Source organism: Actinophytocola sp. (genome assembly GCF_035762905.1).
Taxonomy (GTDB): Bacteria; Actinomycetota; Actinomycetes; order Mycobacteriales; family Pseudonocardiaceae; genus DASYTH01.
The window spans coordinates 13,128-28,870 of sequence record NZ_DASUCC010000149.1 but is presented as its reverse complement, the minus strand read 5'-3'; the positions used below and the strand labels follow the sequence as shown (position 1 = coordinate 28,870).

At 71.6% G+C, this 15,743-nt stretch carries 16 protein-coding genes; 8 read left to right on the top strand and 8 right to left on the bottom strand.

Going from position 1 to position 15,743, the window contains the following annotated elements; genetic code table 11:
* Positions 1–2 precede the first annotated feature (2 nt).
* Positions 3–680, top strand: a complete 678-nt coding sequence (locus VFV67_RS32500; RefSeq protein ID WP_326474532.1) for a thioesterase II family protein — start codon at positions 3–5, stop codon at positions 678–680.
* On the opposite strand, the gene VFV67_RS32495 is transcribed toward VFV67_RS32500, so the two are convergent.
* The 5 genes from VFV67_RS32495 to VFV67_RS32475 all read right to left on the bottom strand — a co-directional run bounded on the left by VFV67_RS32495 (position 661) and on the right by VFV67_RS32475 (position 7,139).
* Positions 661–1,875, bottom strand: a complete 1,215-nt coding sequence (locus VFV67_RS32495; protein WP_326474531.1) for an MFS transporter — start codon at positions 1,873–1,875, stop codon at positions 661–663. The two genes, VFV67_RS32500 and VFV67_RS32495, sit on opposite strands and share 20 nt — an antisense overlap.
* 10 nt (positions 1,876–1,885) lie before the next feature.
* Positions 1,886–2,869: a zinc-binding dehydrogenase gene (locus VFV67_RS32490; RefSeq protein WP_326474530.1), complete on the bottom strand. Its 984-nt coding sequence runs from the start codon at positions 2,867–2,869 to the stop codon at positions 1,886–1,888.
* 101 nt (positions 2,870–2,970) lie between these two features.
* On the bottom strand, positions 2,971–4,572 hold the full coding sequence (locus VFV67_RS32485) for a glycosyl hydrolase family 18 protein (RefSeq protein WP_326474529.1): 1,602 nt from the start codon (positions 4,570–4,572) through the stop codon (positions 2,971–2,973).
* A gap of 119 nt (positions 4,573–4,691) precedes the next feature.
* Positions 4,692–6,332: a tannase/feruloyl esterase family alpha/beta hydrolase gene (locus VFV67_RS32480; protein WP_326474528.1), complete on the bottom strand. Its 1,641-nt coding sequence runs from the start codon at positions 6,330–6,332 to the stop codon at positions 4,692–4,694.
* Between the two features lie 48 nt (positions 6,333–6,380).
* Positions 6,381–7,139: a TetR/AcrR family transcriptional regulator gene (locus VFV67_RS32475; RefSeq protein WP_326474527.1), complete on the bottom strand. Its 759-nt coding sequence runs from the start codon at positions 7,137–7,139 to the stop codon at positions 6,381–6,383.
* A 58-nt stretch (positions 7,140–7,197) separates the two neighbouring features.
* Between VFV67_RS32475 and VFV67_RS32470 the strand changes: the two genes are divergently transcribed.
* Genes VFV67_RS32470 through ptsP form a run of 6 tightly spaced genes read left to right on the top strand, consistent with a single transcriptional unit; the run spans position 7,198 to position 13,280 of the window.
* Complete coding sequence (locus VFV67_RS32470) at positions 7,198–8,145, top strand: ATP-binding cassette domain-containing protein (RefSeq protein WP_326474526.1); 948 nt, start codon at positions 7,198–7,200, stop codon at positions 8,143–8,145.
* Entirely contained in the window at positions 8,142–8,933 is a 792-nt protein-coding gene (locus VFV67_RS32465) for an ABC transporter permease (RefSeq protein WP_326474525.1), read from the top strand. Before VFV67_RS32470 ends, VFV67_RS32465 begins: the two co-directional genes overlap by 4 nt.
* Positions 8,930–9,361, top strand: coding sequence for a hypothetical protein (locus tag VFV67_RS32460; RefSeq protein WP_326474524.1), 432 nt, complete (start codon positions 8,930–8,932; stop codon positions 9,359–9,361). The genes VFV67_RS32465 and VFV67_RS32460 overlap by 4 nt, the downstream gene beginning before the upstream one ends.
* A 17-nt stretch (positions 9,362–9,378) precedes the next feature.
* Complete coding sequence (locus VFV67_RS32455; RefSeq protein ID WP_326474523.1) at positions 9,379–10,371, top strand: ABC transporter substrate-binding protein; 993 nt, start codon at positions 9,379–9,381, stop codon at positions 10,369–10,371.
* 30 nt (positions 10,372–10,401) lie between these two features.
* Positions 10,402–11,646 carry an alpha/beta fold hydrolase gene (locus VFV67_RS32450; RefSeq protein ID WP_326474522.1) on the top strand — a complete coding sequence of 415 codons (1,245 nt, stop codon included), beginning with the start codon at positions 10,402–10,404 and terminating at the stop codon, positions 11,644–11,646.
* On the top strand, positions 11,643–13,280 hold the full coding sequence (gene ptsP, locus VFV67_RS32445; RefSeq protein ID WP_326474521.1) for a phosphoenolpyruvate--protein phosphotransferase: 1,638 nt from the start codon (positions 11,643–11,645) through the stop codon (positions 13,278–13,280). The genes VFV67_RS32450 and ptsP overlap by 4 nt, the downstream gene beginning before the upstream one ends.
* Here ptsP and VFV67_RS32440 read toward each other — a convergent pair.
* The 3 genes from VFV67_RS32440 to VFV67_RS32430 are packed head-to-tail and all read right to left on the bottom strand — an operon-like array spanning position 13,277 to position 15,322.
* The gene (locus VFV67_RS32440; RefSeq protein WP_326474520.1) at positions 13,277–13,855 is read right to left on the bottom strand and encodes a hypothetical protein; all 579 of its coding nucleotides are present in this window, start codon (positions 13,853–13,855) and stop codon (positions 13,277–13,279) included. The two genes, ptsP and VFV67_RS32440, sit on opposite strands and share 4 nt — an antisense overlap.
* Positions 13,852–14,370, bottom strand: coding sequence for a hypothetical protein (locus VFV67_RS32435; RefSeq protein ID WP_326474519.1), 519 nt, complete (start codon positions 14,368–14,370; stop codon positions 13,852–13,854). Before VFV67_RS32435 ends, VFV67_RS32440 begins: the two co-directional genes overlap by 4 nt.
* Before the next feature lie 31 nt (positions 14,371–14,401).
* A complete protein-coding gene (locus tag VFV67_RS32430) occupies positions 14,402–15,322 on the bottom strand; it encodes an AfsR/SARP family transcriptional regulator (protein ID WP_326474518.1) in 921 nt (306 codons plus the stop codon).
* 221 nt (positions 15,323–15,543) lie between these two features.
* On the opposite strand from VFV67_RS32430, the gene VFV67_RS32425 reads away from it, so the two are divergent.
* Entirely contained in the window at positions 15,544–15,738 is a 195-nt protein-coding gene (locus VFV67_RS32425; protein ID WP_326474517.1) for a hypothetical protein, read from the top strand.
* Positions 15,739–15,743 lie beyond the last annotated feature (5 nt).

Sequence of the window (15,743 nt, the reverse complement as noted above, 5' to 3'; positions counted from 1 at the left end):
GCGTGGTTCTGCTCCCACACGCCGGCGGCTCCGCCAGCTACTATTTTCCGTTCTCGCGTGACCTGTCCCCACTGGCCGACGTTCTGTCGATCCAGTACCCCGGCCGTCAGGACCGCTACGGCGAGCCCCTGATCGACAATGTCCCCGACTTGGCCGACGAGATCACCGCCGCCCTGCTTCCGTACTTCGACCGCCCGGTCGTCCTATTCGGACACAGTCTCGGCGCCACCATCGGCTACGAAGTCGCCCGCCGCCTCGAACACACGAAGGACATCGTCCCCAGCGCCCTCATCGCCTCCGGCCGCCGCGCCCCCGCCGAGGTCCGCGACGAAGGCATCCACCGCAGCGACGACCGCACCATGATCGCCGAACTGGTCGAGATGAGCGGCACCGACTCAGCAGTCCTCGCCGACCCCGACCTGCTCAAAATGATCCTTCCCACCCTCCGCAACGACTACCGCGCCGCCGAGACCTACACCTATGTCCCCAGCCCGCCACTCACCTGCCCGATCCACGTCCTCACCGGCGACTCCGACGACCACGTCACCGTTCCGGAAACGGAGAACTGGCGCACCTACACCACCGGCCCATTCAGCGTGCAGGTATTTCCCGGCGGCCACTTCTACCTCGCCGATCAACGCGAAGGCGTCGTCGAATCGATCAGCCGATTTCTGAAGTAGCGTCTCCCGTCGCACGCCGCCGGGACAACTTCATCCAGGCGAACACGGCCGTCAATGTTCCGCCGATGCCGGCGACCACAAAGGTCACCCGGGCATCGGTCGCGTCCAACAGGATGCCACCCGCCACATAGGAGACCGCCGCCGCGATCCCTATGAGACCGTAGAAGTTGCCGAACACCCGGCCCAACTGCGCCGCGGGGACGAGCCGCTGAAGCAGCGTGTTGCTGGCCACATCCATTGCGGCCAACCCGATCCCGCGGACGGTTTGCACGACGAACGCGGCGCCGACCGCCCAGATCAGGCCGGTGAGCAGGTTTCCGACGCTGCTGACCAGAAAACCGAGGATCAACAGCGCGGTCATCGAGCGGCGGTAGCGGGACAGCAGGAGGTAGCCGGCGAGCAGTCCGGCGCCGACGCCGCCCAGGATCAGGCCGATGGTGAAGTCCGGGGCGCCCAACGTGTCGCGCACCAGCACGACGACGGCAACGTCATCGATGCCGTTGAACGCGACGACCAGGCAGAACGAGACGGCGATGGTGCGGATGACGGGAACCGAGAAGACGTAACCGAGGCCGGCCCTGGCCGAGCGGAGCAGCCGGCGGGACGCGGGGCCGGGCGGCAGCGGACCCAGGCGGGTCAGCAACAGCGCGGAGGCCAGGAACGACGCGGCGTCGACCAGGAGGACGCCTTGCACGCCGATGAACGGAACCAGGGCGGCGGCGATGAACGGGCCGATCGCCTCCGCGCCGTTGGTGCTCAAGCCGATGGTGGAGTTGGCGGCGGGCAGGTCCTGGTCGGAGACCAGGGCGGGGACGGCGGCCCGGGACGCCGGCGCGAAGGTCTGGCCGAGGGTGGAGCGCACCGCCACCAGGGCGAGCAGGATCGGCAACGGCGGCAGTGTCAACGCGACCAGGACCAGCAGCACGCCCTGGGCCAGCTCGCAGATGATCATGACCCGGCGGCGGTCGAACCGGTCGGCGACGGCGCCGGTGAGCGGGCTCAGCAGGGCCGGGGCGAAGTCGCCGACCAGCAGCAGAACCGACACCGCCAACGCCTGGCCGGTGGTCGACGCCACGTACAGCATCAGGGCGACCAGGCTGACCGAGTCGCCGACGAACGAGACCAGCCGGGAGATCGTCAGGGCGCGGAACGCCGGATTGGCGCGCAGCAACCGCACCGCGCCGTCCCCGGTCATCCGCATCACCTCATGGCTTGAGAATCACCTTGCCCATCGTGGCACGGGTTTCCAGGGCCGTGTGGGCTTCGGCCGCCGCGGCCAACGGGAACGGGTTGGCGATCAGCGGGGTGAGTCGGCCGGTCGCGGCGGCTTCGAGGGCGCGGGTTTCGAGGTCGCGGAGGCCGCCGGGCCGGCGCAACAGTTTCGGTCCGACCGCGACGCCCGCGGTGAGGCCACGGGAGAACAGGTCCATGGCGGTGAGCGGGATCGGGGTGCCGCTCGACCAGCCGTACATCATGAGGCGGCCGCCTACGCCGAGGAGTTCGAGGGCGGCGCGGCCGATGGGGCCGCCGACGCCGTCGAGGGCAACGGTGATGGTGCGGTCCTCCAGTTGGGCGCGGACCTGGTCGGTCCAGTCGGGACGGGTGTAGTCGACGGCGATGTGGGCGCCGAGCCGATGAACCTGGTCCACTTTGGCCGGACCGCCGGCCGCGCCAACGGCGATGGCGCCGGCTGACCGGGCCGCTTGGACGAGCAGGCTGCCGAGGCCGCCGGCAGCGGCGGTGACCAGCAGGACGTCGTCGGCGGTGAGGGCGGCGGTCTCCAGGATGCCCATGGCGGTGCGGCCGGTACCGATCATGGCGACGGCCGCGTCGTCGGCGAGGTCGTCGGGGAGCCGGTGCAGGGCGTCGGCGGGGGCGAGGGCCAGTTCGGCGTAGCCGCCGCTGGGCTGGCCGAGGTGGGCCACCACCCGGGTGCCGAGCCAGCGTTGCGCAACGCCGTCGCCGAGGGCGTCGACCACGCCGGCCACCTCGCGGCCCGGGATCATGGGCAGGGTGGGCAGTGGGAACGGTCCGCCCTCGACGCCCTTGCGGATGGTGGTGTCGAGCAGGTGGATGCCGGCCGCGCCGACGGCGATGCGGACCTGGCCGGGGCCGGGGACGGGGTCGGCGACCCGCTCGTAGCGCAGGTTCTCCGCCGGCCCGAACTCATGTTGCTGGATCGCATGCATGCCGCGAAGGTAGAACCTCAAGTTAACTAGAGGTCAATGGGACGTGGAACGGCCCCGGTCCGGAAACGCCCCAACCGGACCGGGGCCGAGCCTGGATGCCGTTACAGCCCGTTGCGGATCGCGGTGATCAGCTCACCGTTGGTCGTGTCCCCGGACAGCTCCCAGAAGAACACGCCGCCGAGGCCCTGGTTGCGGGCATAGGTCAGCTTCCCGGCGATCGTGCTCGGGGTGTCGTAGCTCCACCACTGGCCGCCGCAGAACGCGTAGGCGGTTCCGGCCACCGTTCCGTTGGCCGGACAACGGGTCTTGAGCACCTTGTAGTCCTCGATGCCCGGCTCGAACGTGCCGGGTGCCGCCCCGCCGGCCGAGCCGCCCGGCGCGCTCTGCGTCACGCCGGTCCAGCCGCGGCCGTAGAACCCGATGCCCGGTAGCAGCTTCCCGGACGGGATGCCCTTGCTCTTCAGCTTCTGGATCGCAGCGTCGGTGTTGAACCCCTGGGTGGGAATCCCGGTGTAGGAGGTGAGCGGCGAGTGCGGGGCGGTCGGGCCCTGCGGGGCGAACGCGCCGAAGAAGTCGTAGGTCATCACGTTGTACCAGTCGACGAACTGCGCGGCGCCGCCGTAGTCGGCCGCGTCGATCTTGCCGCCGTTGCTGCCGTCGGCCGTGATCGCGGCGGTGACCAGGTTGTTGGAGCCGAACCGGGAGCGCAGCGCCTGCATCAGCGTGCGGAACGCGGCCGGCCCGCTGGTGTCGCAGCTGAGCCCGCAGGCGTTCGGGTACTCCCAGTCGATGTCGATGCCGTCGAACACGTCCGCCCAGCGCGGGTCCTCCACCAGCCGGAAGCAGGAGTCGGCGAACGCGGTCGCGTTGCGCGCGGCCTGGCCGAAGCCGCCGGACCAGGTCCAGCCGCCGAACGAGAACAGCACCCGCAGGTTCGGGTACATCCGCTTCAACTTCCGCAGCTGGTTGAAGTTGCCGCGCAGCGCGCCGGTGTCCCAGGTGTCCGTCGTACCGTCCACACTGGACGCCGCATCGTAGAACTTGTCGTAGTCGGCAAAGCTGTCGCCGATCGTGCACTGCCCGTTGGTCACGTTGCCGAACGCGTAGTTGATGTGCGTGAGCTTGGCGGCCGAGCCGCTCGTGTGGATGTTCTTGACGTGGTAGTTGCGCGCGTAGACGCCCCACTGCACGAAGTAGCCGAGGTTCTTGCGGCCGCCGGGCGGCGGGGGAGAGGTGGTCGTGGTCGTGGTGGTCGTCGTGGTGGTGGTCCTGGTCGTGGTGGTGGTCGGCGGAGTCCCGGAGGCGTCGCAGGACGCGCCGTTGAGCCGGCAGTTGGCCGGCGCGGAGTAGGCCCCGGAGTAGACCACGTTGAAGCCGAAGCTGGCGGTGCCGCCCGGCGCCACGTTGCCGTTCCAGGAGTTGTTGACGGTCACGTGCTGCCCGCTCGCGGTGAAGCTGCCGTCCCACAGCGAGCCGATCCGGTGCCCGGCGGGCAGGTCGAACTCGACCCGCCAGGAGGTGAGCGCGCCGGCGCTGCCGTTGCTGATCGTGTACTTGCCCTCGTAGCCGGTGCCCCAGTCGGACGACCTGCTGAACGTCGCGCTGACCCCGCCCGCACCCTGGGCGGGCACGACCAGGATCCCGACGATCACGAGCAGGATGGACGCGACAATCGCGGGCAGATGCCATCGGATTCGAGACATCGATGTCTCCTCGGAGATGCAGGGGTTTGGCCTGACTATGTGGTCTAGACCACTGAGCTGTCAAGGTCTAGACCAGCCATCACTCGAATGGCCTAACCCCTGCTACCGTCCGGCGCGAACTACCCGGCCACGGGCCCCGGCAGGCGGTACAGGAACTCCCCGGCCCAACGGATCCGGTCGTCGCTCCGAGCCGGCCGGCTCGGCACGAAGTTGGCCGCGTCGTCGATGCTCCCGCTGCCGTCGTAAGCGGCGCGCAACGGATACGGGAACACCGGTCGGGTTCGGGTGACGTTGCCCGCCGCGTCCCGTCCGGTGGCGATCACCCGCTCCGGCGCCCGGCCCAGCTCGACCCAGTCCACCAGTTCCCGCAGCGGATCGAACTCGGTCAGCGTCGTTCCGCCGGCGCAGTGGAACACCGCCGGAACCATGAACAGCCGGGCGAACCGCTGGGTGTCCCGGAGCCCGCCGTTGCGGTCCACCAGCCGGTCCCAGTAGTCGACCGTGCCGGCCGGCGGGATGCCCTGGTCGGCCCAGCCGTGCCAGAGGATCACCTTGCCGCCGGCCCGGCGGAACGCGCTCAGGTCCAGGCCCATCGCGTTGGCGTCCACCCCTTCCGGGGTCAGCCGGAGCAGCTCACCCGTGCTGAACCGGACCTCGGCCAGCGACGAGTGCGGCGTGCCGATCGGATAGCCCAGGTAGCGCAGGTAGTTGTCGGCCAGCCCGGTGGCCGCCGGCTCCGGTCCGAACAGCGGGTTGGCGATGATCCAGCCGTCCCAGGCCAATTCCGAGCCGAACGGCTGCGCCCCCGGGTAGAGCCGGGTGCCCCGCGCGTCGGTCGGCCCGGCATAGAGCTTGCGCGCGGCGTCGACCTGGGCCGGGGTCAGGCAGGTGGGCGCGTCGGCGCCGGCGCAGCGGATGGTCGCCGGGTCGAACCGGCAGCCGCGCGGGTCGTCGATCTGCCCGTCGGTCAGGCCGTCCACCCCGTCGCACGCGGCCAGCACCGCCGCGGACAGCGCCGGCAACTTCGCGGCCGTGATCACCGGGCCGCCCGCGGCATCGGTGTTCGCCCGGGCGATCCAGGCCTGGTACAGCAGCAGCGGGCTCCACATGCCGGCCGGCGCGCCGGCGATCACACCGTCGAAGTCGGTGGGGTAGCGCTGGGCCAGCAGCAGCGCCTCCCGGCCGCCGTCCGAGCAGCCGTCGAAGTATGAGGCCACCGGCGGCTTTCCGTAGAACTCGGCGATGATCCGCTTGCTGGCCACGGAGACCACGTGCGGCGCGCGGAAGTTGAAGTCGTCCCTGGCGGCCTGGTCGTTCGCCGCCCACCGGGCGTCCGACGGCGGGAACGGCCCCTCGCCCACGTGTCCGTCGTCGGTGGCGGCCACCGCGAAGTCGCCGACCCGGGGCCCGCAGTCCCGGAACGGCGTCGGGAAGATCAGCCCGCAGAACCCGCCGCAGCCGTACTGCAGGTAGCGGCCCCGGTAGCTGGCGGTGGGCAGCCGGAGCTGGAAGTTGACCGCCGGCTCGACGAAGCCGCGCACGTCGCAGTGCTCCGGCTCGGCACCGGCCGGCACCACGGTCGCGGCCGTCACGTGCGTGGCCGCACCGGGAATCGCGAAGTCCCGCACCAGCTCGGCGCACGCCCGGACCGGCCGGATCGGCCCGGTGTCGGCGCGGGAACCCGGATCGGCACTGGCCGCGGCCGGAACCACCCCCAGGCCCACCAACAATGTCAGGATCGCCAGCAGCCAGCTCCGCATTCGAGACCACTCCCCCGAGTGTCGACAATGCCGAATCGGTTGCCGAGCCTAGCCTTTTCTGGCCGTGATCAGTACGTCGATTCCGTCGAGCACCCGCCGCAGGCCGAACTCGAAGGCGTGCTCGGGGTCGTAGGCGGCCTGGTGCTGTTCCCCGGCGGCGACGCCGACCCGGGCCGCGGTGGGGTAGCGCTGCGCGTCCATGATCCGTTCCAGGAACGGGACATGGGCGTACCACCACTGCTCGTCGGTCAGGCCGGTGCGCTGTTCGGCCGCGGCTGCTTCGGCGGCACCCCTGGCCGCGCCGTGCACGTACCCGGAGATCAGCGTGAGCACCGAGTCCATCTCGACGTCGGTCAGCCCGATGCCGTCGATCGCCCGCAGTTCCCGGTCGTACTTGGCGATCGCGTTCGGGCCGAGCACCGGCCGGCTGGTGGCCACCTGCAGCAGCCACGGATGCTGTTGGTAGAGCGCCAGGTTGTCCCGGGCGATGCGCTCGAGGCGGGCCCGCCAGCCGGTTTCCGCGGGCGGCTCGGGCACCTCGCCGTAGACCGTGTCCAGCATGACGTCGAGCAACTCGGCCTTGCCGGGCACATAGGTGTAGAGCGACATGGTGCCGACGCCGAGCCGTTCGGCGACCCGGCGCATGGACAGCGCGCCGAGCCCGGCGCCGTCGGCAAGCTCGATGGCGGCCCGGACGATCAGCTCGACGGACAGGTCCGGCCGGCCCTTGCGGCTGACCCGTTCCCGGGTCCGCCAGAGCAGGGCGAGGCTGCGGGCCGGGTCTCCGCTGCCGCTGTACTCCGTCATGGCGCCGCCAACCCTAGCTCAGGTCGCGTACCGTAGACTGTACGGTACAATGTACGGTATGCCTGTTGAACTCGCACTTCGCGCCGATGACCTGCGCAAACGCTACGGCGATACGGTTGCGCTGGACGGCTTCGAGCTGGCCGTCCCGGCCGGCACGGTGCACGCGCTGCTCGGGCCCAACGGGGCCGGCAAGACCACCGCGGTGCGGATCCTGACCACCCTGACCCGGCCGGACGGCGGCCGAGCCGAGGTGGCCGGCCTGGACGTGGTCCGGCAGGCCCGCCAGGTGCGCACCCGGATCGGGCTGGTCGGCCAGCACCTGGCGCTCGAGGAAGCATTGTCCGGCCGGCAGAACCTCGAGCTGTTCGCCCGGCTCAACCACCTCGACGCGGCGGCCGCGGCACGCCGGGCCGGCCAGCTGCTCGACCGGTTCGGGCTCGGCGAGCTCGGCCGCCGGCCGGCCGGCACCTACTCCGGCGGCCAGCGCAGAAGACTCGACCTGGCCGCCGGCATGATCCTCGCCCCGGCCGTGCTGTTCCTGGACGAGCCCACCACCGGCCTGGACCCGCGCGGCCGCAACGAGGTGTGGGCATCGGTGCGTGAGCTGGTGGCCGGCGGCACCACGGTCCTGCTCACCACCCAGTACCTGGACGAGGCCGACCAGCTCGCCGGCCGGATCTCGGTGCTTGCCGCCGGCCGGGTGATCGCCGAGGGTAGCCCGGAGGCGCTCAAGTCCGTTGCCGGCGGCGACCGGCTCGACCTGGTGCTGCACGACCCGGCGGACCTGCCGGCCGCCACGGCGATCGCCGCCCGGGTGGCCGGCGCCGAGCCGGAGGTCGAGGCGGAGACCCGCCGGGTCGGCGTGGCCGTCCAGGACCGGGTGAGTGCGCTGACCGAGGCGGTCCGGGCGCTGTCCGACGCCGGTATCCGGGTCGAGGACATCGCCCTGCGCCGGCCGACGCTGGACGAGGCATTCCTGCACCTGACCGGAAAGGCGGACGCATGACCACGGTTCGTTGGGCGCTGACCGACACCTGGACGATCGCCCGCCGGGACTTCGCGCGGTGGGCCCGCCAGCCCGCGCCGGTGGTGATCGGCCTGCTGTTCCCGGTCCTGGTGGTGCTGATGTTCGGCTACCTGTTCGGCGGCGCCATCCAGGTTCCGGGGGGCGCGGACTATCGCGAGTACCTGATGCCCGGGGCGTTCGCGATGGCCATGCTGTTCGGCATCGAGACCACCATGGTCGCGGTGAGCACCGACGCCGCGCGCGGCGTGACCGACCGGTTCCGGTCGCTGCCGATGGCGCCGTCCGGGGTGGTCGCCGGGCGCAGCGTCGCCGACCTGGCGCACTCCCTTGTGGGCCTGGCCGTGCTGATCGGCTGCGGGCTGCTGATCGGCTGGCGGGCGCACGGCAGCCCGGCCGAGACCGCGCTCGCCATCGGGCTGCTGGTGCTGCTGCGGTTCGCCATGCTGTGGTTCGGCATCTACCTCGGGCTGGTCGTGCGCGGCCCGGAATCCGTTGCGGCCGTTCAGATCCTGGTCTGGCCGGTGGCCTTCCTGGCCAGCACGTTCGTGCCGCCGCAGACCATGCCGGGCGTGCTGGGCACGCTGGCCGAGTGGAACCCGCTGTCCGCGACGATCTCCGCGACCCGTGACCTGTTCGGCAACCCCGACGCACCCGCCGACTCCTGGGTCACCCAGCACGCGCTGCTGATGGCTATCGTGTGGCCGGTGCTGATCGTGGCCGTGTTCCTCCCGCTGGCCGTGCGCCGCTACGCCAGGGGCGGCGGGTGATCCGGGCCGGGGTGCGGGCCGGGCTGGTGGCCGGCGTGCTCAGCGGTGCCCCGTCGACGGTGTACGCGCTGCTCGCCGGCCGCGACGTGCTGGAGGCCACGGTGGCGGCCGGATCGATCCTGCTGCCGAACGAGACCCGCCGGGGCCGGCTGTTGGCGGCCGCCCTTCCGGTCCACTGTGGACTCTCCGTCGGCTGGGGCGTCGTGCTCGCCGCCGTGCTGCCCCGCAGGCGGACGGTTCCGTTCGGCGTGGCCGCGGGCGCGGCCATCGCGGCGCTCGATCTCGGCCTGGTCGGGCGGCGGCTGCCCCGGATCCGGGCGCTTCCGGTGCTGCCGCAGGTGCTCGACCACCTGCTGTTCGGCGCCGTGGCCGGGGCGGTGCTGGCCAGGCAGGTTCACCGGAGCGGCCCCTTACCAGTCCGGCGCTGAAGGCGCATGCTTGGGTGATGGGGATTCAACGGCGCGTAACCGCATTCCTGTCGATCCTGTCCGCCCTGACGATCACGCTGACCCTGGCCGGCTGCGGCCTGCTGGGGGGTGAGGAAACACCGGCCGCCCAAGGGGATCAGCAGCGACAGCGGGTCAAGGTCGCCATCCTGCCGACCATGGACGTCGTGCCGCTGCAACTGGCCATCGACGCGGGCTACTTCGCCGAGGAGGGCCTCGAGGTCGAGACGGTCACCGCGGCGAGCGGCGCGGACTGCGTCACCAAGCTCGCGGCCGGCGAGGTGCAGTTCGCCTTCTCCAGCTTCACGCCGTTCTTCGTGGCCAAGGCGAAGAACGCCGCGGACGTCCGGCTGGTGGCCGACGCCACCTCGGCCGCGCCCGGCTACGCGGTCGTGGTCACCATGCCGAACTCCCCGATCGCCAGCATCAACGACCTGGCCGGCAAACGGGTCGCGATCACCGCCCGGTTCACCATCTCGCACCTGCTGGTGCAGGCACAGTTGAAGGCCGCGGGCATGGACCCCGACGGGGTGCAGTGGGTGGAACTGCCGTTCCCGCAGATGCCCGCGCAGCTCTCCGCCGGTCAGATCGACGCCGCGTTCTTCGTGGAACCGTTCCTGCAGCAGGCGAAACGCACGCTCGGCGCCCGCCCGCTGTTCGACACGCTGGCCGGCCCGACCGCGCACCTCGGGTTGACCGGCTACGGCGCGACCGCGCCGTTCGTGGACGCCAACAAGGACGCCGTCGCGGCGTTCCAGCGGGCGCTCAAGCGCGCCACCGACGAGGTGCGCGCCGACCGGAGCAAGGTCGACCCGCTGCTGATGAAGATCGCCAAGGTGGACGCGGAGACGGCGAAGCAGACCACCCTGACCGAGTTCGTGTCCGACCTCGACTCGGCCCGGATCCAGCCGGTGGTGGACATGATGGTCGAGTTCAAGGCGCTGGAGCAGGGCTTCGACGTCGACGACATGATCGTGCGGCCCCAGGCGTAGTTCCGCCGCCGGCGTGCGAGGATCGGTGCCATGGCCGCCACCGTCACCGTCGCCACGGCCGGACTCGTGCTCGTGGAGCACGAGTTCCAGGTGCCGCTCGACCATTCCCGGCCGGACCACGAGAAGATCACGGTGTTCGCCCGGGAGGTCGCCGACCCGGCCGGGCGGGACCGGCCGTTCCTGGTCTTCCTGCAGGGCGGCCCCGGGTTCGAGGCGCCCCGCCCGAAGGGCAACCCGCTGGCGCCCGGCTGGCTCAGCCGGGTGCTGTGGGACTACCGGGTGCTGATGCTCGACCAGCGCGGCACCGGGCGGTCCACCCCGGTCGGTGACCTGTCCGGCAAGACCCCCGCGGAGCAGGCCGACTACCTCAGCCACTTCCGGGCCGACTCGATCGTGGCCGACGCCGAGCTGATCCGGGTCGCGCTCGGCGTGGACAAGTGGAGCGTGCTCGGCCAGTCGTTCGGCGGGTTCTGCGTGCTCAATTACCTTTCCCGGGCGCCGCATGGCCTGCGCCAGGCGTTCATCACCGGCGGCGTGCCCCCGGTGGCGGTGGACATCGACGACGTCTACCGGGCCACCTACGCCCGGATCCTGGACCGGGTGGAGCGCTACTACGAGCGCTATCCGGCCGACCGGCAGCGGATGCGCGATCTGGTGGCCTGGCTGGAGGCCGAGGACGTCCGGCTGCCCGGCGGCGACCGGTTGACCGCCCGGCGGTTCCGCCAGCTCGGCAGCCATCTCGGCATGAGCGACGGCGCCGAAGGGCTGCACTACCTGCTCGAGCTGCCGGCCGACTCCCCGGCGTTCCGCTACGACCTCGACCTCAGCCCGATGCCGTTCGCCCGCAACCCGCTCTACGCCGTCGTGCACGAGGCCTGCTACGCCGACGGCGGCGTGACGAACTGGTCGGCCGCCCGGGTGCTGCCCCAGTGGTACGCCGAGGACACCGCGCTGCTCACCGGCGAGCACGTGTTTCCCTGGATGTTCACCGACATCGCCGCGCTGACCCCGTTCCGGGAGGCCGCCGAGCTGCTGGCCACCCGCACCTGGCCGCGCCTGTACGACGAGGATGCGCTGCGGTCCAACGAGGTTCCGGTGGCCGCCGCGATCTACGCGGAGGACCCGTACGTCGAGGCGCGGTACTCGATGGAGACCGCCCGGCTGGTGCGCGGGATGCGTGGCTGGGTGACCAACGAGTACGACCACAACGGCCTGCGGGCCGACGGCGAGCGGATCATGAGCCGGCTGATCGACCTGGCCACCGGCCGGGCGTGACGGACGGGTTGCTCGGCCTCGGGGTGAGCCCGGGGCGGACGGCGGGGCCGGTGTACCGGATGGCCCCGCCGCCCAGGTTGCCGGACGAGGAACCCGTGGTTGCCGACCTGGGCGGGGAGGTCGGTCGGGCATCCGGCGCTCTGAGGTTCGTCGCCGGCACCCTGACCGGATTGGCCGAGGCGGCAACCGGAACCGCCGCCGAGGTGCTCGACGTCGCGTCGCTGATGGCGGCGGATCCCACCCTGCTCGACGCCGTGGCCCGGCGGGTGCGCGCCGGCCGGCCGGCCGAGTGGGCGATCGCCGAAGCGGTGGCGGAGCAGCGGGACACGCTGGCCGCGCTCGGCGGCTACCTGGCCGAGCGGGCCGCGGACCTGGACGACATCCGGGACCGGGCGCTCGCGCATCTGCTCGGGCTGCCGATGCCGGGCGTGCCCGAGCCCGGCACCCCGTTCGTGCTGATCGCCGAGGATCTGGCGCCGGCGGACACGGCGCGGCTGGACCCGGCCCGGGTGCTCGCGGTCGTGACCCGGCGCGGCGGACCGACCAGCCACACCGCGATCCTGGCCCGGTCGCTCGGCCTGCCCGCGGTGGTGTCCTGCCCGGGGATCCTGGACCTGGCCGACGGAACCGTCGTCGCGGTGGACGGCGCGACCGGTGCCGTGGCTCCGGTGCCGGCCGGCGCGGCGGAGTCGATCCGCGCCGAGGCCGAGCGGGACCGGTTGCGGCTTGCCGAAAGCAGCGGTCCGGGACGCACCGCCGACGGGCATCCGGTGCGGCTGCTGCTGAACGTGGGCTCGGCGGCCGGCATCGACGCCGACGCCGAGGGGGTGGGGTTGTTCCGCACCGAGTTCCTGTTCCTTGACCGGGTTTCCGCGCCTTCGGTGGCCGAGCAGGAGCACGCCTACGCCGAGGTGTTCGCCGCGCTCGGCGGGCGCCGGGTGGTGCTGCGCACCCTGGACGCCGGCGCCGACAAGCCGTTGCCGTTCCTGGGAATGCCCGCCGAGGACAACCCGGCACTCGGCGTGCGCGGGTTGCGGGTCGCCCGCACCCGGCCGGAGGTGCTCGACGGTCAGCTCGAAGCCGTCGCCCGGGCGGCGAAGGCGACCGGCGCCGAGGTGTGGGTGATGGCGCCGATGGTGGCCACCCGGCCCGAGGCGGCGGAGTTCGCCGCCCGGGTACGCGCGGCCGGGCTGCCGGCGGCCGGCGTCATGGTCGAGGTTCCGGCCGCGGCCCTGCAGGCGAGCCGGCTGCTCGAGGTGGTCGACTTCCTCAGCATCGGTACCAACGACCTGAGCCAGTACACGCTGGCCGCCGACCGGACCAACGGCGACTTGGCCGACCTGCTCGACCCCTGGCAGCCTGCGTTGCTCGAGCTGGTCGCGGCGTGCGCGGCGGCCGGGCGGGCGGCCGGCAAACCGGTTGGCGTGTGCGGCGAGGCGGCCGCCGACCCGGCGCTCGCCCCGGTGTTCGCCGGGCTGGGCATCACCAGCCTGTCCATGGCCGGCCCGGCCATCCCGGCAGTGCGGGCCGCACTCGCCCAACGCACGCTAACCGAGTGCGAACGCCTGGCCCACGCCGTCCTGACCGCCCCCGACGCCGCGACGGCCCGCCGCCTCGGAACGGGATCCCCTTAGGCGGCCAGCCACTCCGGGGCGCTGACGTGGTCGTAGAACCGGCGGGCGTGCTGCTCGAGGTCGGCGCCGAGGCGGACCGGGATGACCTCGTCGTCCTCGGCCAGCACGCTGCGGATGAACACCGGCGCGGAGCAGGTCGGGATCTGGCTGCGGATCAGGCCGGTGAACTCGTCCAGCGCCCCGGTGCTGAACACCTTCGGGTACCCGGCCGCCTGGGCCAGCCCGCACAGGTCGACCCGGCGGGACAGCAGCAACTGCCCGCCGCTCGCGGTGGCCAGTGCGGTGTCCAGCACCACGTGCACCAGCGGGAGGTCGGTGATCAGGCCGGCGGTGATCAGGCCGCCCGGGTTGGTCAGCAGGCTGCCGTTGCCGTCGACCACCACGGTCGGCCGGCGGGTCTCCAGCGCGACGCCGATGCCCACCGAGGACACCAGGCCGTTGGACCCGGTGAGGTAGAAGTGGTTGGGCCGGTCGGCGATCCGCCGGGCGATCCGGGCCGGCTCGCCGGCCGCGAAGATGATCGGCTCGTCCACGGTGGCGTTGATGATGGCCTGGATGGCCGCGGTGCGGTTCATGTTCCTACCCCCAGTGTGTCCGGCGGGACCAGCAGCGCGGCCGGCCGGGACTGACCGCGCACGATGTCCCGCAGGCGGTTGACCTGCCTGGTCGGCCGGATCTCGGGATCGAGCGGGATGGCCTCGATGCCCAGCCCGTCGAGCAGCGGTTCGGTCAGCCGGCCCATGATCATGCTGTCCCGGCTCGCCTCCGGGTTGCCGCCGCGCAGGCTGACCACGAACAGCATCGGGATCCGGTAGGGCACGACCAGCGAGGCGATGGCGGCCACCGACTGGCCGAGCCCGGAGCTCGGCATGAGCACCACCGGGTACTGGCCGGCAAGCGACGCGCCCGCGGCCACCCCGATGGCGTTGTCGTCCCTGGCCACCACGAGCAGCCCGCGGTGCTTGTCCAGTGCGGCGTAGAACGGCGACAGGATCGTGCTCGGGCTGCCGAGGAACGGGCCGAACCCCACGGCCATCAGCTCCCGGCACAGCTCCTTGGCGACCGCAACACGCTGTGCGTACGTCGGCATCTCGTCTCCAATTGGGTCGGGCACCGCTCGCCTAGACGGCTCCTGCCGTGGGTTCGGTGTCCCGGCCCGCGATGGTTGCCGACCGCGCCACCGCCTTGCGGAACCGGTGCGCGAGGTCCGCCCGCGGGTCGGCGGCGGCCGCCGCGAAGCCCTGGGCCGGGGTCTGCCGCCAGCTCGCCGGCTCGTCCAGCCGGGGATCGGAGTTGAGGATCGCGTGCTGCACGTACTGCACGTGCGGGGACGGCTCGACGCCGAGCTCGGTCACCAGCGTGTCGCGAAGCTTGTGGAACACCTCAAGGGCCCGCCATTTGCGGCCGGACCGGTACAGCGCGGTCATGTACTGGGTGCACACGTTCTCGTGCATGGGATACCGGGCGCTCAGCTCGCCGAGCTCGCCGAGCAGCATCTGGTGCTGGCCGAGCCGAAGCTCCGCCTCGATGCCGGTTTCCTGGATGCCGAGCCGGTGCTCCTCGAGCCCGTTCACCTTTACGCTGAGTGGCCCACCGACCTGGACGTCGACCAGGGCCGGTCCGCGCCAGATGGACAGCGCCGAACGGAGTAGCCGGGATGCCGACTCGTAGTCCCCGGCCTGCATGGCACGCTGGCCGGACGCCGCGGCGCGCTCGTAGCGCCGGACGTCCAGTTCCTCGGCGGGCACGTTGAGCGTGTAGCCGCCGTGCGAGGTGACCAGTACCGACTTCGCCGTCCCGGTGCCGCCCGCCCTGGCTTTGTTGATCATCCTGCGTAGGATCAGGATGTAGGTCTGCACGGACTGGAGCGGCTTGCGCGGGGGCTCCAGCCCCCACAGCTCCTCCACCAGCGTGGATACCGGAACCACCTGACCTGCGTGCAGCGCCAGCATCGCCAGCGTCTGCCGGGCCTTGGTCGCGGTCGGCGTGATCGATCGCCCGTTCTCCGTTACGTGCAGAGGCCCGAGCACCTGTACCTGCATCGGAGGGCCTCCTCCCGGCTGTGGGGTTCTCAGCACTGGAAACGGTCGCAGAACCGTCACCCGGTCGGGCAGTGAGCCGGCCACCGGTCGAGCCTGAATAAAGGCCCGCTCGAGTATGAATAAAACACAGACGAGCCGTGAGGTCGGCACTTGGCCGGGAACGGTGCGTAGCCGGACGATTCCCAGCATCAGAGACCCGGACCCGACCCCAGGAGTCCCCGATGTTGATGCAGGTCACAGATGCCAACCTGATGTCTCTCTTATCCAGTTTGGGCTTCGAGAGCGGCGATCCCGACAATTTGAACGAGATAACGATCGACCGGTTCGACCACTGGACGAACTCGGACACGCCGGCTGCGGTGGCCATGTGCAGCTGCAATGTCCATTTGGGATATTCGGAGAAGGCTGCGGCGTAATGAGC